This window comes from Nisaea sp. (assembly GCF_039990255.1).
In the GTDB taxonomy this organism is placed as follows: domain Bacteria; phylum Pseudomonadota; class Alphaproteobacteria; order Thalassobaculales; family Thalassobaculaceae; genus Nisaea.
The window spans coordinates 906,406-928,086 of sequence record NZ_JBDXGG010000018.1; the positions used below are offsets into that span (position 1 = coordinate 906,406).

18 protein-coding genes are annotated in these 21,681 nt (G+C 59.6%); 11 read left to right on the forward strand and 7 right to left on the reverse strand.

Going from position 1 to position 21,681, the window contains the following annotated elements; all coding sequences use genetic code 11:
• Positions 1-429 precede the first annotated feature (429 nt).
• The 8 genes from ABJ076_RS14515 to ABJ076_RS14550 all read left to right on the forward strand — a co-directional run bounded on the left by ABJ076_RS14515 (position 430) and on the right by ABJ076_RS14550 (position 11,929).
• Positions 430-2,298, forward strand: a complete 1,869-nt coding sequence (locus ABJ076_RS14515; protein ID WP_348202611.1) for a dihydroxy-acid dehydratase — start codon at positions 430-432, stop codon at positions 2,296-2,298.
• A 300-nt stretch (positions 2,299-2,598) separates the two neighbouring features.
• Positions 2,599-3,714, forward strand: a complete 1,116-nt coding sequence (locus ABJ076_RS14520; protein ID WP_348184559.1) for an LLM class flavin-dependent oxidoreductase — start codon at positions 2,599-2,601, stop codon at positions 3,712-3,714.
• Between the two features lie 114 nt (positions 3,715-3,828).
• Positions 3,829-4,494, forward strand: coding sequence for a glutathione S-transferase N-terminal domain-containing protein (locus ABJ076_RS14525; protein ID WP_348184561.1), 666 nt, complete (start codon positions 3,829-3,831; stop codon positions 4,492-4,494).
• A gap of 13 nt (positions 4,495-4,507) precedes the next feature.
• The gene (locus ABJ076_RS14530; RefSeq protein ID WP_348184563.1) at positions 4,508-5,746 is read left to right on the forward strand and encodes an MFS transporter; all 1,239 of its coding nucleotides are present in this window, start codon (positions 4,508-4,510) and stop codon (positions 5,744-5,746) included.
• Between the two features lie 208 nt (positions 5,747-5,954).
• Positions 5,955-7,811, forward strand: a complete 1,857-nt coding sequence (gene ftsH / locus ABJ076_RS14535) for an ATP-dependent zinc metalloprotease FtsH (RefSeq protein ID WP_348198100.1) — start codon at positions 5,955-5,957, stop codon at positions 7,809-7,811.
• A gap of 226 nt (positions 7,812-8,037) precedes the next feature.
• Positions 8,038-8,757 (forward strand): SDR family oxidoreductase, encoded by a 720-nt coding sequence (locus ABJ076_RS14540; RefSeq protein ID WP_348184567.1) that lies wholly within the window; start codon positions 8,038-8,040, stop codon positions 8,755-8,757.
• Positions 8,758-8,956: 199 nt separating this feature from the next.
• Positions 8,957-11,041, forward strand: a complete 2,085-nt coding sequence (locus ABJ076_RS14545) for an EAL domain-containing protein (protein ID WP_348184569.1) — start codon at positions 8,957-8,959, stop codon at positions 11,039-11,041.
• Between the two features lie 120 nt (positions 11,042-11,161).
• Positions 11,162-11,929: a DUF1223 domain-containing protein gene (locus ABJ076_RS14550; protein WP_348198094.1), complete on the forward strand. Its 768-nt coding sequence runs from the start codon at positions 11,162-11,164 to the stop codon at positions 11,927-11,929.
• An 85-nt stretch (positions 11,930-12,014) separates the two neighbouring features.
• On the opposite strand, the gene ABJ076_RS14555 is transcribed toward ABJ076_RS14550, so the two are convergent.
• Positions 12,015-12,509: a YbaK/EbsC family protein gene (locus ABJ076_RS14555; RefSeq protein WP_348184573.1), complete on the reverse strand. Its 495-nt coding sequence runs from the start codon at positions 12,507-12,509 to the stop codon at positions 12,015-12,017.
• A gap of 100 nt (positions 12,510-12,609) precedes the next feature.
• Between ABJ076_RS14555 and ABJ076_RS14560 the strand changes: the two genes are divergently transcribed.
• On the forward strand, positions 12,610-13,203 hold the full coding sequence (locus ABJ076_RS14560) for a HupE/UreJ family protein (protein ID WP_348184575.1): 594 nt from the start codon (positions 12,610-12,612) through the stop codon (positions 13,201-13,203).
• Positions 13,204-13,293: 90 nt separating this feature from the next.
• On the opposite strand, the gene ABJ076_RS14565 is transcribed toward ABJ076_RS14560, so the two are convergent.
• Positions 13,294-14,688 (reverse strand): FAD-linked oxidase C-terminal domain-containing protein, encoded by a 1,395-nt coding sequence (locus ABJ076_RS14565; protein ID WP_348184576.1) that lies wholly within the window; start codon positions 14,686-14,688, stop codon positions 13,294-13,296.
• Positions 14,689-14,914: 226 nt separating this feature from the next.
• Between ABJ076_RS14565 and ABJ076_RS14570 the strand changes: the two genes are divergently transcribed.
• Positions 14,915-15,841: an EamA family transporter gene (locus ABJ076_RS14570; protein ID WP_348184578.1), complete on the forward strand. Its 927-nt coding sequence runs from the start codon at positions 14,915-14,917 to the stop codon at positions 15,839-15,841.
• A gap of 157 nt (positions 15,842-15,998) precedes the next feature.
• On the opposite strand, the gene grxD is transcribed toward ABJ076_RS14570, so the two are convergent.
• The 4 genes from grxD to purQ are packed head-to-tail and all read right to left on the reverse strand — an operon-like array spanning position 15,999 to position 19,582.
• The gene (grxD, locus tag ABJ076_RS14575) at positions 15,999-16,346 is read right to left on the reverse strand and encodes a Grx4 family monothiol glutaredoxin (RefSeq protein ID WP_348184580.1); all 348 of its coding nucleotides are present in this window, start codon (positions 16,344-16,346) and stop codon (positions 15,999-16,001) included.
• 60 nt (positions 16,347-16,406) lie between these two features.
• Positions 16,407-16,640: a BolA family transcriptional regulator gene (locus ABJ076_RS14580; RefSeq protein ID WP_028465332.1), complete on the reverse strand. Its 234-nt coding sequence runs from the start codon at positions 16,638-16,640 to the stop codon at positions 16,407-16,409.
• A 45-nt stretch (positions 16,641-16,685) separates the two neighbouring features.
• On the reverse strand, positions 16,686-18,896 hold the full coding sequence (gene purL / locus ABJ076_RS14585) for a phosphoribosylformylglycinamidine synthase subunit PurL (protein ID WP_348184582.1): 2,211 nt from the start codon (positions 18,894-18,896) through the stop codon (positions 16,686-16,688).
• Positions 18,893-19,582, reverse strand: a complete 690-nt coding sequence (gene purQ, locus ABJ076_RS14590; RefSeq protein WP_348184584.1) for a phosphoribosylformylglycinamidine synthase subunit PurQ — start codon at positions 19,580-19,582, stop codon at positions 18,893-18,895. Before purQ ends, purL begins: the two co-directional genes overlap by 4 nt.
• Positions 19,583-19,833: 251 nt before the next feature.
• On the opposite strand from purQ, the gene ABJ076_RS14595 reads away from it, so the two are divergent.
• A complete protein-coding gene (locus tag ABJ076_RS14595) occupies positions 19,834-21,216 on the forward strand; it encodes a sensor domain-containing diguanylate cyclase (RefSeq protein WP_348184586.1) in 1,383 nt (460 codons plus the stop codon).
• Here ABJ076_RS14595 and ABJ076_RS14600 read toward each other — a convergent pair.
• Positions 21,213-21,680, reverse strand: a complete 468-nt coding sequence (locus ABJ076_RS14600) for a GNAT family N-acetyltransferase (protein WP_348184588.1) — start codon at positions 21,678-21,680, stop codon at positions 21,213-21,215. The two genes, ABJ076_RS14595 and ABJ076_RS14600, sit on opposite strands and share 4 nt — an antisense overlap.
• Between the last annotated feature and the right edge of the window lies 1 nt (position 21,681).

Consider the following 21,681-nt stretch of genomic DNA (forward strand, 5'->3'; position numbering starts at 1 on the left):
ATGGTTAATTTAATAGGTCTATCAGGATCTTGTAGGGTTGCTTTCATTGGTGTTGGCGTAAAACGTAGCGACATTTTTATGTGCGCCGTCCTTCTAAAATCTCGGAAAAGCGACTCGCAGTGTTATCGAGTCGCGACCGGCATTCTGTGCGATTCCTTGGTACCTATAACCTCCTACGAAGTTTAGGAAATTAAAGTGACTTACTCTTAACTAGCGCTACCATTAGCTGGGGAGGTACAGCCCTTAACCTCAGCGAGCGGTTGGCACGGGACCCAAGTTTTCATCCGTCGACACTAGTCGCATTTTTAACCTCCCAGCCCCCCACCCTTTCCCTCACGCCCCCGCATGTCCTAATATCCCGCTCAAACAAGCTGGCAGCCTCGCCGTTGCCGTCCGAGCGATATGCGCCCACCCTGAGGAAATGCTCCCGTGAAGAATTCAAAAACCGTCCTTATCGACCGCCATCCGGGCCGTTCGGCCCAGACTATCGGCCTTGCCAATGCGCTCGGCACCGATCCGGAGCTGATCCACGAGCCGTCCGTCGGCGTGGTCGGCACCAAGGGGGACAGCCAGTGCTATCTTGGCGTGGCGGAGAAGGTGGAGGCGATTCACGAGGCGCTGAAGGGCCGGATCGGCCGGGAGGCGGGCAAGTTGCCGTTCCGTCTGGTGCAGCCGGAATTCACCATCGCCACCTCGGACGGGGTGCGTAACGGCACGCCGGAAATGCGCTACTCGCTGATCGGCCGGGAGGTCACCAACGACGCACTGTGCGAGCATCTGGAGGCCACCGGCCTCGCCGGGACCATCGCCGTGGTCGCCTGCGACAAGCCGCCGGTCGGCACGCTGGCAGCTCTGCTGGAGCATAACCAGCCCTCCATCATCATGTCCGACGGGCCGATCCGCCCGGGCACGGACCCGGAGACCGGCGACACCCTCGATATCGTGTCCGCCTATCAGGTCGCCGGGAACCCGGACGCCGAATTCCGGCACCGGATCTCCTGCAATGCCTGCCCCGGCTTCGGCAGCTGCGGCGGCATGTTCACCTACAACACGATGCAGACCTTCATCGGCGTCGTCGGCATGCAGCCGCTGCACATGGTGGCCCCGGCCTCCGACGATCCGCGCCGCCTGAAGGAATTCCCGGCCGAACTGGTGCAGATTCTCTCCGAGATGATGAAGAACGACCTGAAGCCGCGCGACATCGTGGTCCGGGACAGCCTGCGCAACGCCATGATCGTCGCCATGGCCATCGGCGGCTCCACCAACGTGACGCTGCACGCGCCGGAAATCGCCCGCGCCGCCGGGTTCGCCGATTTCTGGAAAGAGGTGATCACGCCGGAAGAGTTCAACCATCTGGCCGAGCATGTTGTGCCGGTGGTGACCGACGCACGGCCCTACGGCACATACTCGATGGTCGATATCGACGGCGTCGGCGGCGTGCAGGTGATTGTGCGCGAGCTGCTGGAAGCGGGCCTGTTGAACGGCGACGTGCTGACCTGTACCGGCGAGACGCTGGCCGAGCAGGTGAAGCGACTGGAGACGAAGAAGGTCGACGGCACCGTGATCTATCCGGTCGAAAAGCCCTACAAGCCGACCGGGGGCTTGCGCGTGCTCGGCGGCAATCTCTCGCCGGACTTCTCCGCCATCCTGAAGCTGGCAGGTGTCGAGAGTGGTCTCGAAGATAACAAATTCGTTGGTAACGCCCGGGTGTTCGAGGGCGAGCCGGCCCTGCTGAAGGCTCTGGACGAGACGCCGGACGTGTTCCAGGACAACGATATCACCATCATCCGCTATGCCGGTCCGAGCGGCGCGCCGGGCATGCCGGAAATGCTCGATCCGACCTCGCGCATCACCACGCTGTGCCGTGAGCGGAATATCACCGTGGCCTTGATGACCGATGCCCGCTTCTCCGGCGGCTCTGTCGGTCTGGTGATCGGCCATGTCGGCCCCGAAGCGGCGCTCGGCGGCCCGATTGCACTGGTCGAGGACGGGGACGAGATCGTCGCCGACCTGACGACGAACGAGCTGATCTGTACCGCGCTGAACGACCCGGCGGTGAGGGCGGCCCGCAAGGCGGCCTGGGACAAGGTCGTGGCCGATAATGGCGGGGTGCACCCGCTTTGCGGCAACGCCGACACTCGCCTGCTGCACCGCGCCCGCCACACGGCGGTCCCGGCAAGCCGCGGCGCCGGTCTGCACCCGAACCGCGAGGTCTGGGTGCGCGAGCAGCGGGTCGCCGAGCGGTCCGGTTTCGTGCCGAAGAACAAATACCGTCCGGAAACCGACAAGGCGTTCTGATCGGGGCGGGATAAAGACGAGAAGAGGAGGCCGGGGCATCGGAAGCTGCCCCGGCCTTTTTATGTGCGCGGTACGGGGCTTTCAAAGTCGCCTTCCCGGACCCCGTCCGGGACCTTGGCGATCAAACGGCTCCGACATTGCCAATTCACACCGAGGACCTCGGGATGGAGGGCGCAGTCACACGATCGCCAAGGTCCCGGCTCGGTGGCCGGGAAAAGAATCTTGTCGGCGCCAGACCGCTTCCCCGCCACCAAACCCGGTGCTAGCCTCCGTCAAAACAATAAAATCAGGGAGGCGAATATGGCCAAGCTCGGTCTGTTCATGATGCCGCTGCATCCGCCGTCGCGGGATTTTGCGGATGTGCTGGAAGAAAACCGGCAGCTTGTCATCCTGGCCGACAAGCTCGGCTATGCGGAAGCGTGGATGGGGGAGCATTACACCTCCACCGCCGAGCCGGTTGCCTCGCCCCTGCTGTTCAATGCCTCGCTGATCGCCGAAACCAAACAGATCACATTCGCCAGCGGGGTGATCTCCTTGCCGCAGCAGCACCCCGTCGTGGTGGCGGGCCATGCGGCCCTGTTCGACCATCTGGCGCGCGGGCGCTTTATCTTCGGGATCGGCTCCGGCGGGCTGTCCAGCGATTGGGAGATTTTCGATAATCTCGACCACAAGGCCCGGGCCATGGCGATGGTGGAAGCCGTCGATCTGATCCGGAAGGTCTGGACCGAGGACCCGCCATGGAACCACCAGGGCGCGCACTTCACCGCGCGCATGGAGCAAAGGGTCTTGCCGGAAATGGGGATTGGTCGTTTCATCCGTCCCTACCAGCAGCCGCACCCGCCAATCGCCGTGTCCGTGCGCGGCGCCAATTCAATGACAGCCAATTTCGCCGGTCAGCGCGGCTGGTACATGGTGTCCGGAAACTTCGTGCCCGCCGCCGACATTGCCACCCACTGGCCGACCTATGTGGCGGGCGCGGAGAAGGCGGAACGCGTGGCGGACCCGTCTATCTGGCGGGTTGGACGCTCAGTGCTGATCACCGATAGTGATGCGGAGGCCGAAGAGATGCTGGCAGATCCCGACGGCGTTTTCTCCTGGTATTATCAGTATCTCGGGGCGCAGGGCCGTCTCGCGAATGGTGACGCGCCCGGCGCTATCGATTGGGATGTGTTGAAGCGTGAATCGATGCAGAAGGCGCGGGAATTCGTTATCGCCGGGACGGCGGAGACCGTGCTCGACAAGCTGGTCGCCTTCCGTGACGAGATTGGCGATTTCGGCACGTTGATGCTGACCGGGCACGATATGGAGGGAAGGCAGGATTTGTGGCATCGCTCCTTCACACGCATGGCCGAGGAAGTCTGGCCGAAGCTGAACGCCTATATGGAAGACAGGCGCGGCGTAGCGGCTGCGGAGTAGCGTGCGCACGCCGTGAGTATGAGGTAGGCTGATACACCAGTCTGCCCGGCAACCTTGCCGGACCAATCGCGTCCCTGCGAGCAAAAGACGACATCACACGCCGGATCGAGAGCTATGCATCTGCATTCCTCCTACACCTCGCCCTATGTCCGGAAAGTGAAGATTTTCCTGATCGAAACCGGTCTCTCCGAGCGGGTTTCGGAGGTTTATACAAACCCTGCGGACGAGCAGATTCTGAGGCCGCTGAACCCGCTCGGAAAAATCCCGGCGCTGGAGACGGACGAGGGAATTGCGCTCTATGACTCGACCGTGATCTGCGCCTATCTGGACACGCAGCATGACGGTCCCCGCTTGATCCCGGAGAGTGGGGCTGGGCGTTGGCAGGTGCTCAGGACGGAGTCCCTGGCGGACGGCCTGGCGGATGCGGCCAATCTGCGGCGGAACGAGGCCTTGCGGACTCCGGAAAGCCTGATTTCCAGGGAATTCATCGACCGTCAGGACCATGCGATCTCTCATGCCCTTCTGGGGCTGAACCGGGAGGCTGTGGGCTGGAATGCGGGTGAAAAAATGTGCCATGGCCAGATCGCGACGGCGGCAGCGCTCGGCTATATCGTCTTTCGCTATGAGACGCTTCCCTGGCGTGCTCACTGTCCCGATCTCGCACACTGGTTCGAACGCTTCTCGGCGCGTGACAGCTTCAGGCTGACGCTTCCCGTTAACCCTCCGGGCCGCCCAGTACCGCCGCCACAGAGCGTTCCGCCGGAATGGTCGGTCGTTTAATGGCCGTTTCGCGATGAACAGTCACGCCGGAGACGGCCAGCAAGCGAGCCGGTCGGCCAGTGCCTTTTCCCTGATTGCCGATCCGACCTTCCGCAAGCTCTGGCTTATCGGCGTGCTGATGGGGGCGATGCGCTGGCTCGAGCTGCTTGCCGTCGGAGTCTGGGTCTACGATCTCACGAACTCTCCCGTTCTCGTGGCGTTGATGACAATGCTCCGGATGGCGCCTCTCGCGCTTTTCGGCTCAATTGTCGGGGTGATCGCGGACAGGCTCGATCGAAAGCTCTTGCTGGTGCTTTCGCTCTCATTGATGGCGGGTACCGCAGGCGTGCTGGCGGTCTCGGCCTGGGCCGGAACGCTTACGGTCTGGCAGGTCGGGCTGGGCGCCTTCCTTTCCGGAATGGGCTGGTCAACAGATTTGCCCGTTCGCCGGACGATTCTTGGAGAGAGCGTCGGGCATGCCCGGCTCGGCCCGGCGATGTCGATGGACAGTGCCTCAAACAACGCCACCAGGATGTTTGGTCCGATTGCCGGTGGGGGGCTTTATGCTGCAATCGGTATGGAGGGCACCTACGCTGTCGCCGCGTTTTTCTATTTTGTGGCCGTTCTTCTCGCGCTATTTGTTGTCTGTAAGGTGACAGACAAGACGCCACGCCCGTTCGCGCTGTTCCGGGAAATTGGCGAGGGAATTGCCTATCTGCGCAAAAGCCGGGCATTGCTCGGCCATCTCGGTATCACCGTCATCGTCAACCTGTTTGCCTTTCCATATGCCTCGATGGCGCCAGTGGTCGGGCGGGAGACCTTTGATATCGATCCTGTCAGGATTGGCCTTTTGCTGACGGTTGAAGGTGGCGGCGCCTTTGCCGGTGCATTGTTGATCGCATTTGTCGCCGCACCTAACCGGTTCCGCCTAATTTATCTGCTGGGCTCAATACTCTTCGTTATCTGCATCCTGGCCTTCTCGCTTGTGACCAGCTACATCGCCGCGCTGTTCATCCTGGCGGTCGGCGGCTTCGGGATTGCAGGTTTCGCGGCAATGCAGAGTGCCATCATGTTCTCCGAGGCACCGCCGGAGATCCGTTCCCGGCTTATGGGGATTCTCTCTGTCTGCATCGGCGCCGGGCCGCTCGGCGTTTTGCATGTGGGATGGCTTGCGTCACTGATCGGCGGTTCCGCAGCTCTGTCGGTGATCGCAATCGAAGGCCTTGCAGCGACGGCCTTGCTGGTCTGGTGCGTGCCGGAGCTACGGCGGTAAAGGCGCGATTACATTTCCGGGTGCTTGCAATTGAGTTCTTAGGAATCGATTGTTCTACATGCCGTCTGACCTCGATCCTGAATTGGATCAAAGACTTTCTGTATCTTCATTTGTTAGCTTCAAGACGGCATTGCAACCGTGGGGCGCAGGTGACGGAATGGAAGAAAACCCAAAAGACTGGAAGCCACACCTAATAAAATTTGCGGCTATGGCTCTGGTGCTTATGGCCATTCTTGTTCTTTCCCGGCTCCTTCCCGGGACCGACACGCGCGCGGTCCGGAGTTACACGGATTTCAAGTCACTGGTCGCCGCAGGTCAGGTGGAGAGCGTACTCTTCCGGGGCGAGCGGATTGAAGGTCTGCTGCGAGCAGCAGCGACTGGCCCGAAAGGAGCGACGACCGCTTTCGTTTCCTATGTTCCCCCGACCGGCGATCCAGCGCTGCTCAACGCGCTCCAGGAAGCGGGTGTCGAGGTTCAGTCCCGTCCCGCCGAAGAAGGGTCCTGGCTTGTCAGTCTTTTGCCTTGGCTGCTGATCCTGGGGTTCTGGTTCTTCATGTGGTCTCGGATGTCGGGAGCTATGCCTGGTGGTCTCGGTGGTCTCGGTGGTCGCGGGGGGACAGGGGATTTCCTGAGGGGCCGGATGAAGGCCGTCAAGAAGGCGGAGACGCCGAAGATCCGTTTCGCCGATGTCGCGGGGCAAGAAAACGCAAAGGCCGAGGTTTCCGAACTCCTGGAATTCTTGCGTGACGCCGAACGCTATCAGCGGCTCGGCGCGGAAGTCCCGCACGGCATTCTGCTGCAGGGACCGCCAGGCACCGGTAAGACCATGCTTGCTCGCGCGCTGGCGGGGGAAGCGGGGGTGCCGTTCTTCCATATGTCGGCCTCTGAATTTATCGAGATGTTCGTCGGTGTCGGTGCTTCGCGCGTCCGCTCCCTGTTTGATGAAGCAAAAAAGGCGGCCCCGGCCATAATTTTCATTGATGAGCTCGACAGTGTCGGCCGGGTGCGGGGTGCCGGTCTTGGCGGTGGGCATGACGAGCGCGAGCAGACCCTGAACCAAATTCTGGCCGAGATGGACGGCTTCGAGGGACACGAGGCTGTGGTGGTGCTCGCCGCTACCAACAGGCCGGACGTCCTTGATCCCGCTCTGTTGCGCCCAGGTCGTTTCGACCGGCATGTAACGCTGGAGTTGCCAGACCTGAAGGGCCGGGAAGCAATCCTGGAGGTGCACTGTCGCAATGTACCTCTGGCCGACAGCGTCGACCTGCATGTGATCGCGACCGGAACGCCCGGTTTTTCCGGCGCTGATCTGAAGAACCTGGTCAATGAAGCTGCAATGGCAGCGGCGCGGGAAAACCAGCTCAAGGTGGATCCTCGGCACTTCGACGAGATGCGCGACCGCATTATCATGGGGGCGGTGCGCACGTTGGCGATTCATCCGGAGGAGCGACACCGGCTGGCGGTCCATGAGTCAGGGCATACCGCGGTCGCGAATTTCCTGCCCGGCGCGGATCCGCTGCACAAGGTGACAATCATTCCGCGCGGCCGCGCTCTCGGCGGAACACACCAGATGCCTGAGATCGAACGGCATACGCTTACCGAGGACTATCTGAACGACCGGTTGGCGGTCATCCTCGGCGGGCGTGCTGCGGAGCAGGTCTTTCTCGGTTCGGTCAGCTCGGGGGCCGATGAGGACATCCGGATGGCGACTCAGATCGCCCGCTCCATGGTCGGGCGATGGGGGATGTCGGAAGAGGTCGGCCCGGTGGACGTGAGGGAGAGTGAGTCGCATCCGTTTCTCGGCCGTGAGATGGCGCAGCCGCGGCACTTCTCGGAAGCGACGGCAGCACTGGCGGACGGCGCGGTCCGTAAGTATCTCATAGAGGCCGAACAGCGTGCAGTGGCACTGCTGAAGAAGAACGAGCAGAAAGTGCTCCGGCTGATCAAGGATCTTGAGAAGAGGGAGACGCTTGACCGCAACGAGATCGCCGTCTGCCTCGGACCGAAGGAAGTTGCGGGGGGCGCGCCCGTTGAAAGAGGCTCGCCGAATCTGCTGATGCGCTAGATGGATAGATAGCCGCAGGCTGTCTGTGCGCGGCATAAAGTGCCGCTATTTAGCTGGATCGAATGCCTTTGTTTCGGTGCGGAACGCCCCGGATAACCTCAATTTTGGGCGCGTAGGAGCCTTTCCTGATTGAGGGAGGCCGAGAGGCGGGACAGCGGTGGCCTCGAATGTTAGATGAGGAAATGTTATTCGGCGCGGGCCGCTGTATTTCCTCGGAGGGATCACCATGAAGAAAGCCATTGTCACAGGACACAGTAAAGGCCTCGGAGCCGGGATTACCGCTGCGCTGCTGGCTGACGGATACAATGTGCTTGGCCTATCCCGGTCCGCCTTGCCTGGCTTTGAGGCAGGTCTTGAGCAGGTCGCTCTTGATCTTGGCGATGTCGATGCCCTTGCCGCGTGGCTAGATGGTGGGGAGCTTGAGAGTTTTCTGGAAGGCGCTGAGAGTGCATTGCTGATCAACAATGCAGGGATTGTCGAGCCGATCGCGCCGCTTGGTCGGCAAGGTTCCGCCGCAATCGCCCGGGCGGTTACGGTGAATGTCAGCGCCGCGTTGGTTTTGGCGGATGCCTTCGCGGCCACAAGCACCAATGTGGCCGACCGGAGGCTGGTCCATATCTCCAGTGGAGCAGGCCGGCATGCTTATACTGGATGGAGCGTTTATTGTGCAACAAAGGCGGCGCTGGATCATCATGCAAACGGTGTTCGTCAGGACGCTCTGCCGGGGCTCAAGATCGAGAGCCTGGCGCCTGGCGTGATTGATACAGGCATGCAGTCAACGATACGTGGAACCTCGGAAGAGGACTTCGCATTGCGCGCCCAGTTCGTAGAACTCAAGGCGACCGGAGCACTGGCTTCACCGGAAGAGGTTGGCGCAAAAATCGTAGAGCACGTGACCGGAAAAAACTTCGGTGTCGAGATTATTACTGATATTCGAACGGCTTAGAAAGTTTTCGGGGTGTCACGGATTTTTAGAATTAACTTTATCTGAACAGAGTATAAGTTGGGGTGACGTAAGCTTCTGCAACGAAGACAGTTGCGGAACTGCTTCGTGCAGATTTTCATCTGCGGACTCGACTGGCTGATCCTCGGACTATCAGTTGGATCGGTAGGCCTTCGGTTGGCTTGGGGTGAAACGACCGGTCATGTTGCGTACGCATTTGCGTCTTTATCTTTTTGCAATTCGGGATGCCTTCATCACGTTGTTGCCGCTGACCTTCTGTAAGGTGATGGCAGAACTGGCGCAGGAACTGCCCCTCCCTGCTTATCAAGAGATGATGAACGGGGTATTCGGCAACGGCTGGAAGCTTGTTGTCGGCCAAATGATTGACGCAAGTGTTGCGGCTTGGACCGTCGGTACGGCAGTGGCCATCGCTGTTTATACGCATCAGAGGCTCTCGCGTCAGGCTGCTGACCGAGGACCCATGCCCTCCTTCATGATTTCCTTCTCAGCGCTTGTTAATTTCATGCTCTATGTCTTCATGAGCGGAACATCTCTTGCGGATGGTTTCAGCAGTGGGGCTATGTCGGCTGCCATTCTGATCGGACTTGCCTCAGCCATCGTACCGGACGTTTTATCGCGCTGGCATGTTCCGTGGCCGTGGCAGTTTGCCTATGACACGGATGTGGTTTTTTCTCGGGCTTTACAGGCATGTATTCCGACTGCCGTAGCCGCGCTTTTTACTATTCTGTTGTGTGCCGTTCTGTTGCTTCCAGCGCTGTCTGCAATTCCGCAGCAGGTGTTTGAGTGGGCGTTCGGAACTGATTCCCGATGGTCAATTTTAGCCGCCACATTTGTGAATCAGGTTACGTGGTTCTTTGGCGCACACGGTGGATCCGTGCTCAGAACGGCCTCGGATACCTTATTGGCGGGATCAAGTGAGCCCCATCTGTTCTCGCTCGAATTCCAACAGTTATTCGTCGCATTTGTCTTGATGGGCGGTTCCGGGAGTACGCTCGGTTTGCTACTTGCTATTTTTCTTACCGTGCGAGAAGGAAGTCAGCTTCGGGTAGCAAGGTTGGGGGTGGTGCCGTCACTCTTCAACATTAACGAAGTCGTGTTGTTCGGCTTGCCGGTTGTGCTCAATCCGATATATCTGGCGCCGTTCGTCGGAGTACCGGTGCTACTGGCATTGATTACCATCGGAGCGCTTGAGAGCGGTTTCATTTCGCTCGGCGAGACATCTGCGCCCTGGACAACGCCGCCGTTAATTTCGGGCTGGATGGCTACCGAATCCTGGCGCGGCGCGGCATTGCAGTCATTTCTGATCGCGCTCAGCACGGCGCTTTATTTTCCCTTCGTCCAATTGGCTGAACGTCGGCGTGGAGACTATCAGGCTGATCTTGTCGCGAAAGCGGCAGATGCCATCATGGAAGAGAAGAAGCGTTCCCCCGTCATTCGCCGTCAAGACGATGTCGGTCTCGTTGCCAGGGCTATGCTTGTCGATCTGCGGCAGGCCATAGCACGCGGCGAACTGGAGTTGCATTACCAGCCGAAGCTGGACAAGCACGAGACGGTGGTCGGTCTCGAGGCATTGCTGCGATGGAACCATCGACGGCACGGTCCGCTTGCGCCGATACTCGCGGTAACGCTGGCCGAGGACGGTGGTCTTATCAACGAGTTGGGTGGCTGGGTAATCGGGGAAGCTTGCGCCTGCAAGGCAAGACTTAACGCTCTTGGATACACGGGGCTCAAGATGGCTCTTAACGTCTCTCCTATGCAGCTTGAAGATCCGGCGTTGCCGGAGCAGGTCGCCCGAGCGTTGGAGCGCGGCGGGCTTGCGCCCGATGAGGTGGAGTTGGAAATAACTGAATCCCAGGCGATCCCGGATAGCGAACAAGCAGATTCTGCATTTCGCCGGTTGTCGGAAATCGGTGTCCACCTTTCCATGGATGATTTCGGAATGGGCTATTCATCTCTACTGTACCTCAGGCGGTTTAATGTCGGTGCGATCAAGATCGATGGCTCGCTTTCGCGCGATGTCCTGACCCACAAGGCCAATGCGGACATCATCCGGAGTATTGCTGCGTTGGGCGAAACAAGGGGGGTCTCCATTGTTGCGGAATTCGTTGAAACAGAGCCGCAACGGGACATGCTGATCGCCCTTGGGTGCACACAATTTCAGGGTTATCTTTTCAGTCGCCCGCTACCCGAGGCGGCGTGCATAGAATTTCTGCAGGCGTGCCGTGTGATAGACAGTCCAGGCACAACAGGCCCCCACCAAGGCTAGATGGGTAGCCAGGCTCGGGCACACTTCAAGCATGATCTTTGAGCTAGGTTATCGGTCACTGACCCGTGACGGATGTTGATTCGCACCAAGGGGCAAGCGCGCATAGTCTCGTGTCCCATGATGACATCGCGACGCACCCTACTCGGCGGCATCGCCGCCGCAGGCGCTCTCGGCCTCGCATCCCTGGCGCGCCCGAGCCGGCCCGTGATAGCGGCAACCCGCCGTTCAGGTCCGATTGTTCTCGAACTCTTTACCAGTCAGGGCTGCTCATCCTGTCCACCGGCGGATGAGTTACTGGGCGAGTTGGCTAAGGAACCGGATGTGGTCGCGCTCGCCTATCATGTCGACTATTGGAACTATATTGGCTGGGAAGACCCGTTTTCCTCGAAGGAGATGAGCGACCGCCAGCGGCGCTATGCGCATGCCATGAAGCTGAGGACGATTTACACGCCGCAGCTTGTCATTGATGGGGAAGCGGATCTGGTCGGCTCCCGCCGCTCAATTGTGCTGCAGGAATTGGAGCGGCGCCGGGCACAGCGTGGCGGACCTGGCCTTGACGTTACATTTAACCGTGACGGCGGCGATTTCGAATTGTTGCTGGATGCAAGGCAGGGCACCGACTATGCCGGTGCAGAAATTCTCCTTGTTGGTAGCGATGAGCGGCATGTGACCGAGATCCCGCGCGGTGAGAACAGAGGCCGGACGTTGGAGGATTTCGCCGTGGTCCGGTTCTACCGGTCTCTCGGCAGCTGGGATGGCAAGGCGGATAAATTCCGCATTCCGGGCAGTGCCGCCAGGATGCCCACGGACCGGTTGTCGGTCCTCGTGCAGGCGCGGGGAAATGGGCCGATCCACGGCGCGGGGGCACTGGATCTTCGATCTGCCTGACACGCGAATTATGCGAACAGAATACCTGCAAAGGGTAAGAGAGGGTAGGATTAGAGCCCGCTTTTGAGGGTGTCACAGATTACGATCACAGAGTGATTGGATTTGCCAATCCCTCGACTACTTCTGCCATTGGCTGATCCGTCAGCAGTTTCGGATCGACGATCAGCTTTGAGGACCGGTTGCCGCCGCCGAGAATGATTTCCTTTCGTGCCATTACATCGGCGTCGATCCAGAGCGGTAGATCCGCCGGAAGTCCAAGCGCCGTAACGCCGCCGATTTCCATGCCGGTGAGTTCTTTCGTCTCTTCCGCGCTAGCGAATGACACCTTTCGCGCTTCGAGCCTCTTGCGTACCACCTTGTTCACATCCAGCCGATGCGTCGCCAGCACCACGCAGGCGGCGAATTTCAGATCGCCCGTTTTGGAGCGGACGAGAATCGTGTTGGCCGAGTCTTCCGGGGCCTTGCCATATCGTTCACAAAATACGGCTGTGTCGGCAAGCGCCGGATCGCACTCCATTACCTCGTAAGCGTAAGGAGAGGCTTCGAGAATGGCGCGGATTTCGGGAAGGGTATCAGGCATCGGGAAGGGGGGCTCTTGGCTTCGTTAACCTTATGTGTAACCGTTGACGCGCGCGACCCAATCAGGGGCGCATGATCGACTTCCTCAAAGGATCACAGACATGATTAAAGCCTTATCTCTTGGCGCCGCAATGCTTGTTGCCAGCGCATCCCCATCCCTGGCGCATCTGAACCCGGCAGAACATGGCTCTTTCGCCGCGGGCCTCTCACACCCGATGCTCGGTGCGGATCATATTCTTGCGATGGTCGCGGTCGGTATTTGGGCTTTCCAGATGGGCGGCCGGGGGCTGGTTGGCGTACCGCTCGCCTTTGTCGGTTGCATGGCGCTGGGCTTCGGGCTGGCGCTGTCGGGCGTTGCTCTGCCGTTCGTTGAACCCGCTATTCTTGCATCCGTCGTCGCGCTCGGCCTGCTGGTCGCCTGCGCGGTGAAGCTTCCGGCAATTGTCGGTGCTGTTGTCGTCGGTGCCTTCGCATTGTTCCACGGACATGCCCATGGCGGTGAAATCGGCGGTGCGACGGCATTTGCCTATGGTGCCGGTTTTGTTGCCGCGACCGCGCTGCTGCATGGCGCTGGCCTTGGTGCTGGTCTGCTGGCTGAAAAGCTCTTCTTGGAGCGCGCCGCTATGGCATCGGCCGTTGTGCGTGGCGCTGGTGGCCTGACCGTTGCCGCTGGTCTCGGCCTGATGATTGCCTGATTCCTTTCTCTCAGCCGGAAATAGAAGGCCGCCTCCCAGTTCGGGGGCGGCCTTTTGAATGTGTGTGTTGTGTCTTGAGCCGCGACACCCTCAGGACGGCAGAACTTTTCCCGGATTCATGATGTTCTGCGGATCGAGCGCCTGCTTGATCGCCCTCATGGCGTTGAGGGCCAACCCGTGCTCGGCTTCCATGTAGCGGATCTTACCTTGGCCGATGCCGTGCTCGCCGGTACAGGTGCCGTCCATTTCCAGAGCCCGGAACACCATGCGTTCGTTGTGGCCCTTGGCGGCGGCGACCTCTTCAGCGTTGTTCGGATCGATGCAGTAGCCGACATGGAAATTACCGTCTCCGACATGGCCGACGATACCGGCGGTCAGGCCGTTTTCGATCAGGTCTTTCTGGGCTTCCAGGATGGCTTCTGCCAGCCGTGAGATCGGCACGCAGATATCGGTTGCCATGACTTCACAGTTCGGGCGCATGGATTTGATCGAGTAATGCACATTATGTCGAGCTTCCCAGAGCCTGTTACGGTCCTCGGCTTTCTCCGCCCACTGGAAAGCGCTGCCGCCGAACTCGGACGCGATCCCCTCGACCATTTCGGCCTGTTCTTTCACGCCGCTCTCGCTGCCGTGGAACTCGAAGAACAGGGTCGGCTTTTTCTCGTAACCCTCAAGCTTGGAGAACCGTATGCAGGCCTCCATCTGATCGTCATTCAGCAACTCGATACGGGCCATTGGCACGCCGGTCTGGATGGTCAGTATTACCGTGCTGACGGCGCTCTCAAGATCATCGAACTGACAAACGGCCGCGGAGACCGCTTCCGGAATGCCATAGAGCTTGAGGGTAACTTCGGTAATCACGCCGAGTGTGCCTTCTGAACCGACAAACAGCCGCGTCAGATCGTATCCTGCGGATGATTTGCGGGCCCGGCGGGCGGTGCGGATGATCTCTCCGCTGGCTGTCACCACGGTCAGCGACAGCACGTTCTCGCGCATGGTGCCGTAGCGCACCGCGTTGGTGCCGGAAGCACGTGTTGCCGCCATGCCGCCGATAGACGCATCGGCGCCAGGGTCGATCGGGAAGAACAGGCCCTGATCACGCAAATGGGTATTGAGCTGTTTGCGCGTCACTCCGGCCTGTACGCGGCAGTCCAGATCCTCGGCATTGACGTCTAAGACCGCATTCATTTGGGATAGATCGATGCAGATTCCACCGGCAACCGCCCCGATATGGCCCTCCAGCGAAGTTCCGGTGCCGAAAGGAATAACCGGAACGCCATGTTCGGCGCAGAGTTTCACGACTTCTGCTACTTCTTCGGTACTGTTGGCGAAGACAACGCCTTCCGGCGGCACGGCTCTGTGATAGCTCTCGTCCTGGCCATGCCGTTCGAGGACGGCCGGGGCTGTCGAGAGCCGGTCCGCGAACCGATCTTTCAGACTATCCAGAACCGGTGCAACTCCGGGTCGGCTTTCGCGCGCCTGCATAAACGTCACTCCCTTGATTTTGCGGTACACACTAGTCAGAGGCCTCAGGCTGCTCAATGGCCGAATTGGTGTTGACGATAAACCGCGCAAGAAACGGAGAAGCGTTCCGGCCGGCATGTGCTATTTGCCAGTTCTGATCCTGTTTTGCGGCGGCGCCTCTTTTTGCGTCGCTTAGAGTGACCGGGACGATTGAAGTCAGATTGAGTAGATGAGGTCAGGAGCGGACATGAACGCCAAGGTCAATCTCACAATGGGACCGATGGAATGGGGCATCCTCATACTGCTCTCCGCTGTTTGGGGCGGGTCGTTTTTCTTCGTCGAGCTGGCAATCCACGAGGTGCCGCCGCTGACCATGGTGCTGGTCCGGGTGGGGCTGGCGGCCATCGCAATGCAGATTGCTCTGCCGCTCTTTGGTTTGCGCATGCCGACGGACTGGAAAGTCCTGCGGGCGTTTCTGTTCATGGGGTTTCTGAACAATGCGGTTCCGTTCTCTCTGATTGTCTTCGGCCAGACCCAGATCGCCAGTGGCCTTGCGTCAATCTTCCTCGCCGCCACGCCGATTTTCGGTGTTCTGGTAGCGCATTTCCTGACTGACGATGAACGGATTACGCCCTTGCGTGTGTTCGGTGTGGTATTTGGGGTTGGAGGCGTTGCGCTGATGATTGGGAATGACTTGTCAGAAGGATTCTCCGGCACGCTCATTGGCCAGCTTGCTCTTTTAGGGGCAGCGCTTAGTTACGCTTTTGGCGGCGTTTTTGGTCGGCGTTTCAAGGCGATGGGTGTTAAACCCGCGCAAACCGCGGCGGGTCAGGTGACCGCATCCAGCATTCTCATGATACCCGCCGTTATCCTCGTAGACCGGCCATGGGAGCTACCGATGCCAAGCGGGACAACCATCGCGGCTCTTATCGGTCTGGCCCTGCTGTGCACAGCCTTCGCCTATATTCTTTACTTCGAGTTGCTGAAGCGGGCGGGGGCGATGAACCTGCTGCTGGTGACACTTTTGGTGCCGGTCAGCGCCATCCTGCTTGGGGTGACGTTCCTTGGTGAGTCTCTTGCGCCGAGTCATGTCGCCGGTATGGGACTGATCGCAGTGGGGTTGCTTGCGATTGACGGGCGGCTGTTTCGTCCGAGGCGCGTCAAGCAGGCATAGAAAAAGGCCGACGAGAAGCCGGCCTTTTTCATCTGCTAGATATCCGTCCCTTGATCGTCATCCCTGCGCAAGCAGGGACCTAGGGGACACGGAACTCCACCCCGTGTTCATCTGGGTTCCCGCGTGCGCGGGAATGACAGATAAATAGGGAAGTCGCTTACGCTTCGGCACCAATCTGCACGTCGACGCCCTTGGTGTTGAACATTTCGATCAGCTCGCCTGTTTCATACATCTCGCGGATGATGTCGCAGCCGCCGACAAACTCGTTCTTCACGTAGAGCTGCGGGATGGTCGGCCAGTTGGAGAATTCCTTGATGCCTTCGCGCACGGCCGGATCTTCAAGGACGTTGATGCCCTTGAATTTCACGCCGACATGGCTGAGCACACCGACAACGGCAGCGGAGAAGCCGCATTGCGGGAAGACTGGTGTACCCTTCATGAAGAGAACAACGTCGGTATCGCCGATTTCGTCCTGGATTCTCTGGCGGGTATTTTCGTCAAGCATGGCGTGGTCCTTTCATGGGTCCGTGTGCCGTCGGGTTAGTAGGGAACAAATTCTGTATGATCAGGCTGGCGTGCCGGTCTGCAGGGCAAGAGCGTGCAACTCGTTGCCCATCCGGCCCTGGAGGGCCGCATAGACCATTTGATGCTGCTGGATGCGGGTCTTGCCTTCAAAGGCTGTAGACAGAACGTGACAGGCATAGTGATCGCCGTCCCCACGCAGATCTTCAATCGTGACCTGGGCATCGGGAAACGTCTCCTTGATGAGGCGTTCGATCTCTCCGGCTTCCATTGCCATGCGTTCTTATCCTTTTTGCCCGTTTGGGTTTCTTGTCTTACCGTCTCAGGATGCGGCCATGTAATCCGGCAGCCAATCCTCGAACTGTGACCGTAGCATTGAGACGGATATGGAGTCACCGGTGCCGAGTTTCAATTCGCCGCTGTCGGTCGTCCTGCCGATCACGGTGGCCGGAACCCCGGCATCCGCGGCGGCTTTCAGGATTTCGTCCGCATTACCGGCGGTGACGACATAGCGCGCCTGATCCTCGCCGAACGCCCAGGCGTGGGCGGGCAAATCGCCAGCCGGTGCGACATCCGCACCGAGTCCCTTGGCGCCGAGCGCCATTTCCGCGAGTGCTATGGCAAGACCGCCGTCGGCCACATCGTGGCAGGCCGTCACCTTGCCGGTTTCGATCAGATCGCGGATGAAATCGCCGTTCTTTTTTTCCAACGCGAGATCGACCGGCGGTGGAGCGCCTTCCTCGCGGCCTTCGACTTCCCGGAGATAGACCGACTGGCCGAGCCAGCCCGTGGTCTCGCCGATCACGATAACGGCTTCATCCGCCGCCTTGAAGGCGACAGTCGCACGCTTTTCGATATCCGCGATGACGCCCACGCCGCCAATGACCGGGGTGGGCAGGATTGCTGCGCCCTCTGTCTCGTTGTAGAGCGAGACGTTGCCGGAGACGACCGGGTAGTCGAGGGCGAGACAGGCTGCCTTCATGCCGTTAATCGCACCGACGAACTGGCCCATGATGTGCGGCTTGGTCGGATTGCCGAAATTCATGTTGTTGGTCACGGCAAGCGGCTTGGCGCCGGTCGCGGTGATGTTGCGCCAGGTCTCGGCAACCGCCTGCGCGCCGCCGGTCTCCGGTGCGGCTTTTACATAGCGGGGCGTGCAGTCGACGCAGACCGCGATGCCCTTCTTGCTGTCGCGCACGCGCACCAGGGCCGCATCACCGCCCGGACGGATTGCGGTGTCGCCCATGATCAGATGGTCATACTGCTCCCAGATCCAGCGCCGGCTGCAAAGGTCCGGGCTGCCGATCAGCTCTTTCAGCGCGCCGGTGAGGCTCGCGGGCGGGGGCACGGAGGCCGCGTCCAGCACCGGGGATGCCGGGGTTTCTTCCCACGGACGATCATATTCGGGGGATTCGGCAACCATCGGCGCTATCGGAATGTCTCCGACGGTCTCCTCGCCCAGTTTCAGAACCAGATTGCCGGTGGTCGTGAGCTTGCCGATGACGGCGAAATCCAGCTCCCACTTGTCGAAAATCGCACGCGCCTCGGCTTCCGCCTCCGCACCCGGTTTCAGGATGATCAGCATCCGTTCCTGGCTTTCGGAGAGCATCAGCTCGTAAGGCGTCATCTTCTCTTCGCGGGCCGGAACCTTGGCCAGATCCATCTCGATGCCAAGGCCGCCCTTGCCTGCCATCTCCACAGCGGAGGAGGTGAGGCCGGCCGCGCCCATATCCTGGATGGCGATGATGGTGTCGGTCGCCATCAGCTCCAGGCAGGCTTCGAGCAGCAGTTTTTCGGTGAATGGATCGCCAACCTGTACGGTCGGGCGTTTCTCCTCGGAATCCTCGTTGAACTCGGCCGAAGACATGGTCGCGCCATGAATACCGTCGCGACCGGTCTTGGCGCCGACATAGATCACCGGGTTCCCGGCGCCTGCGGCGGCGGAATAGAAGATCCGGTCAGCGGACGCGAGACCAACGGTCATCGCGTTCACCAGAATGTTGCCGTTATAGGCCGGGTGGAAGTTCACTTCGCCGGCAACTGTCGGAATGCCCATGCAGTTGCCGTAGCCGCCGATGCCGGAGACAACGCCGCCGACCAGATGGCGGGTCTTCGGATGATCCGGGCTGCCGAAGCGGAGTGCATTGAGGTTGGCGATAGGGCGCGCGCCCATTGTGAAGACGTCGCGCATGATGCCGCCGACACCGGTCGCTGCGCCTTGGTAGGGCTCGATGAAGCTCGGGTGATTGTGGCTCTCGATTTTGAAGACCGCGGCCTCGCCGTCGCCGATATCGATCACGCCGGCATTCTCTCCTGGACCCTGGATGACATGCGGCGCTTCGGTCGGAAGCGTTTTCAACCATTTTTTCGAGCTTTTGTAGGAGCAATGCTCGGAATACATGGCCGAGAAAACGCCGAGTTCCGTCATGTTCGGCTCGCGGCCGAGGATTTTCAGGATGCTCGCATATTCGTCTTCGGAAAGGCCGTGTTCAGCGACGATTTCCGGGGTGATTGCCGTATTGGAAATGCTCACGAGAGGGCCCTCACCAGTCCGTCGAAGAGACCGCGTCCGTCGGTGCCGCCGACCGCGCTGTCGATTGCGTTTTCAGGGTGCGGCATAAAGCCGAGCACCGTCTTTTCCTTGTTGAAGACGCCGGCGATGTTGCGGGCGGAACCATTGGGGTTTCCGGCCTCGGTCATAGCACCGTCGTCGTCGACATAGCGGAACGCGACCTGACCGTTCTGCTCGATCCGGTCCAGCGTTTCACTGTCGGCGAAGTAATTGCCGTCATTGTGGGCGACCGGAATCGACAGGACCTGTCCGTCCTCGTAGCCACCAGTGAAGAGAGACTGGCTGGTCTCGACCTTCATGCCGACATTGCGGCAGATGAACTTGAGGCCCGCATTGCGCATCAGGACGCCCGGCAGCAGGCCGGTTTCGGTCAGTACCTGAAAGCCATTGCACACGCCCATCACCGGCGTGCCCTTGTTCGCCTTTTCCTTCAGGCTTCGCAGCACGGGAGAGTGGGCGGCCATGGCACCGGCGCGCAGATAGTCACCGTAAGAGAAACCGCCGGGGACCACGATCAGGTCCACATCCGGGATTTCGCTGTCTTTGTGCCACACCATGAACGGCGCCGTGCCGCTCGCTTTTTCAAGCGCGATCGCCATGTCGCGCTCTCTGTTCGTGCCTGGGAAGACGATGATCGCTGATTTCAACGCTGGGGCCTCTTATTTGGGGCTGGATCGGCGCGGCGGAAAGTACGGGAGGCCGGGCTGAAGTGCAAGTCGGGACACCGTCGCGCCGAAGGTTTCCGGGCTTGCCGGGGGGCGCCTGGATCAATTCAACGCAGGCGTCATAGCGGCCTAGGTCGCTAATAGTAGGTTGATTGACGCAAATCCTGAATAATGGAGCGATGAGCCGGTCTAAACCGCTCACGGCTGTGTCGGGAAAGGCGGGAGCGATTTCAGTGGAAAGAATCGACGTCGATAGCGCGAGCAATACCGCTTTAGTTGAGACGATTCTGACTGCCATCGATTACGGTATGCTGCTGTTTGATGAACAGCGCAAAGTATGTGCCACAAATTCCCATTTCATGACGCTTTTCGAGCCTTTGCTGAACGGTTCTCCGATCGGTCAGCAAATCGGTACGCTCTTTGATACGCTTGATCGTTCGGGCCTCAGCGATACCGGCTGGTCCGCGTCAATTGTCGGAGCCTCAGCCAATGGCGTCGCGGTCGAATGTCAGCGAATCGCGGTGGGTGATATTGTTTGCGAGATACGCGGTTTACCGCTTCAGCAGTCAGGCTATCTTGTTACTTTCAGGGATGTTTCTGAACTTAATCGCTCCGAAGAGGCTGTTCTCGATGAGGAGCGTCACATTCATCAAATCCTTGATGATAGCCCGATCGGTGTGAACATCGTCGGCCAGGACGGACAGCGCCGGTACAGCAACAGAAGGATGCGGGAGATGCTGGGCTTGTCCGAAGCAGCGATCCGGGAATCCCAAGCAGGAAAACACTATGCTGATCCGGGTCTGCGCGACCGGATGATGAACCGAATATCGGAAGGCGGCGCGGTTGAGAATGAAGAAGTGGAGCTTGTCAGAGAAGACGGATGCCATTTCTGGGTGCTGGCTTCATGTCGTCCGTTCTCATACCACGGTGAGGAGTGCATTTTAGGGTGGGTTTATGAAATCACTGACCGGATGGAACTCGAAGCAAGCCAGATCCGGAGCCGAGAAGAGCTGGAAATTCAGGTTCTTGAGCTGCGTGATCGTGAAGAACGGATGGCACGGCAGACAGCCGAACTGGAGAATTTGGCGACGCGCCTCGCTGAGTCAGAGCGGAAAATGGCGGAGCTTGCCAATCACGATAGTCTGACCGGATTGCCGACGCTGAGGCTCTGTCATGATCGATTGCATCAGGCCATGGCGCAGGCCCAGCGCAGCCAGACTCTTTTGGCGGTCTTTTACGTCGACTTGGACGGGTTCAAACCCGTCAACGATACGTACGGACACGATGCCGGTGATCAGGTCCTGAAGGAAGTCGCGCAACGGATGCTTGGATGTTTCCGCGAGGTGGACACCGTATCCAGGATCGGAGGTGACGAATTTCTCATTCTTCTTACTGGACTTGGTTTTCGGGATGTTGTGGTGCCATTGGCCGAACGCTTGCTGAGCAGCTTTTCCGATGAATTCAGCTTCGAGGAAGGTGGCACGAATATCGGGGCCAGCATCGGTATCGCCTTTTTTAACGGCGCCTCGGATACGTCCGAATCGCTCATCAAGCGTGCCGACAAAGCCATGTACGAGGCCAAAAAGAATGGCAAGAACCACTATGCGCTCGCCTAGCCGCGCGGGTCCTTCCGCATGATTGCGAAATGTTCCGGACCGCGTTGAAAGTGCTCTGATAGTTCCCATCCGAGACGGGTGTAAAGCTGCTCGGCAGTATTCGTATAGAGATACATGCAGGCAATGCCGCGCAATGCTGCTTCGTGCTCGACGGCCTCGATCAGAGCGGAGGCAACACCTGATTTCCTGAAGGCAGGAAGAACATAAACACTGGCGAGCCAGTGCAGAAGATCCGGTCTCTCATCAAGATCGTGATCGACAAGTGATGCCATACCGATCACAACGCCGTCCTGCTCGGCGAGCACGCATTCCTCGCTCGGAGCGCTGATTATCGACTGGAACCATTCCATGCTGTTCTGCAGGGACGATCCTGAGCTTTTGCCCCATTCCGAGTAATTCCATGCGGCGATGGTCTGAAGATGCTGCTGTGCCTCGGCGAGACGGAGAAGGCGGAGGGCGGCCATG

What these genes read in the sequence shown, in the direction of transcription:
- ABJ076_RS14520 (WP_348184559.1), top strand. Translation starts at nt 2,599, where the DNA reads ATGGCCAAGCTCGGTCTGTTCATGATGCCGCTGCATCCGCCGTCGCGG.
- ABJ076_RS14525 (WP_348184561.1), top strand. Translation starts at nt 3,829, where the DNA reads ATGCATCTGCATTCCTCCTACACCTCGCCCTATGTCCGGAAAGTGAAG.
- ABJ076_RS14530 (WP_348184563.1), top strand. Translation starts at nt 4,508, where the DNA reads ATGAACAGTCACGCCGGAGACGGCCAGCAAGCGAGCCGGTCGGCCAGT.
- ftsH (WP_348198100.1), top strand. Translation starts at nt 5,955, where the DNA reads ATGGCTCTGGTGCTTATGGCCATTCTTGTTCTTTCCCGGCTCCTTCCC.
- ABJ076_RS14540 (WP_348184567.1), top strand. Translation starts at nt 8,038, where the DNA reads ATGAAGAAAGCCATTGTCACAGGACACAGTAAAGGCCTCGGAGCCGGG.
- ABJ076_RS14545 (WP_348184569.1), top strand. Translation starts at nt 8,957, where the DNA reads ATGTTGCGTACGCATTTGCGTCTTTATCTTTTTGCAATTCGGGATGCC.
- ABJ076_RS14550 (WP_348198094.1), top strand. Translation starts at nt 11,162, where the DNA reads ATGACATCGCGACGCACCCTACTCGGCGGCATCGCCGCCGCAGGCGCT.
- ABJ076_RS14555 (WP_348184573.1), bottom strand. Translation starts at nt 12,509, where the DNA reads ATGCCTGATACCCTTCCCGAAATCCGCGCCATTCTCGAAGCCTCTCCT.
- ABJ076_RS14560 (WP_348184575.1), top strand. Translation starts at nt 12,610, where the DNA reads ATGATTAAAGCCTTATCTCTTGGCGCCGCAATGCTTGTTGCCAGCGCA.
- ABJ076_RS14565 (WP_348184576.1), bottom strand. Translation starts at nt 14,688, where the DNA reads ATGCAGGCGCGCGAAAGCCGACCCGGAGTTGCACCGGTTCTGGATAGT.
- ABJ076_RS14570 (WP_348184578.1), top strand. Translation starts at nt 14,915, where the DNA reads ATGAACGCCAAGGTCAATCTCACAATGGGACCGATGGAATGGGGCATC.
- grxD (WP_348184580.1), bottom strand. Translation starts at nt 16,346, where the DNA reads ATGCTTGACGAAAATACCCGCCAGAGAATCCAGGACGAAATCGGCGAT.
- ABJ076_RS14580 (WP_028465332.1), bottom strand. Translation starts at nt 16,640, where the DNA reads ATGGCAATGGAAGCCGGAGAGATCGAACGCCTCATCAAGGAGACGTTT.
- ABJ076_RS14600 (WP_348184588.1), bottom strand. Translation starts at nt 21,680, where the DNA reads ATGGCCGCCCTCCGCCTTCTCCGTCTCGCCGAGGCACAGCAGCATCTT.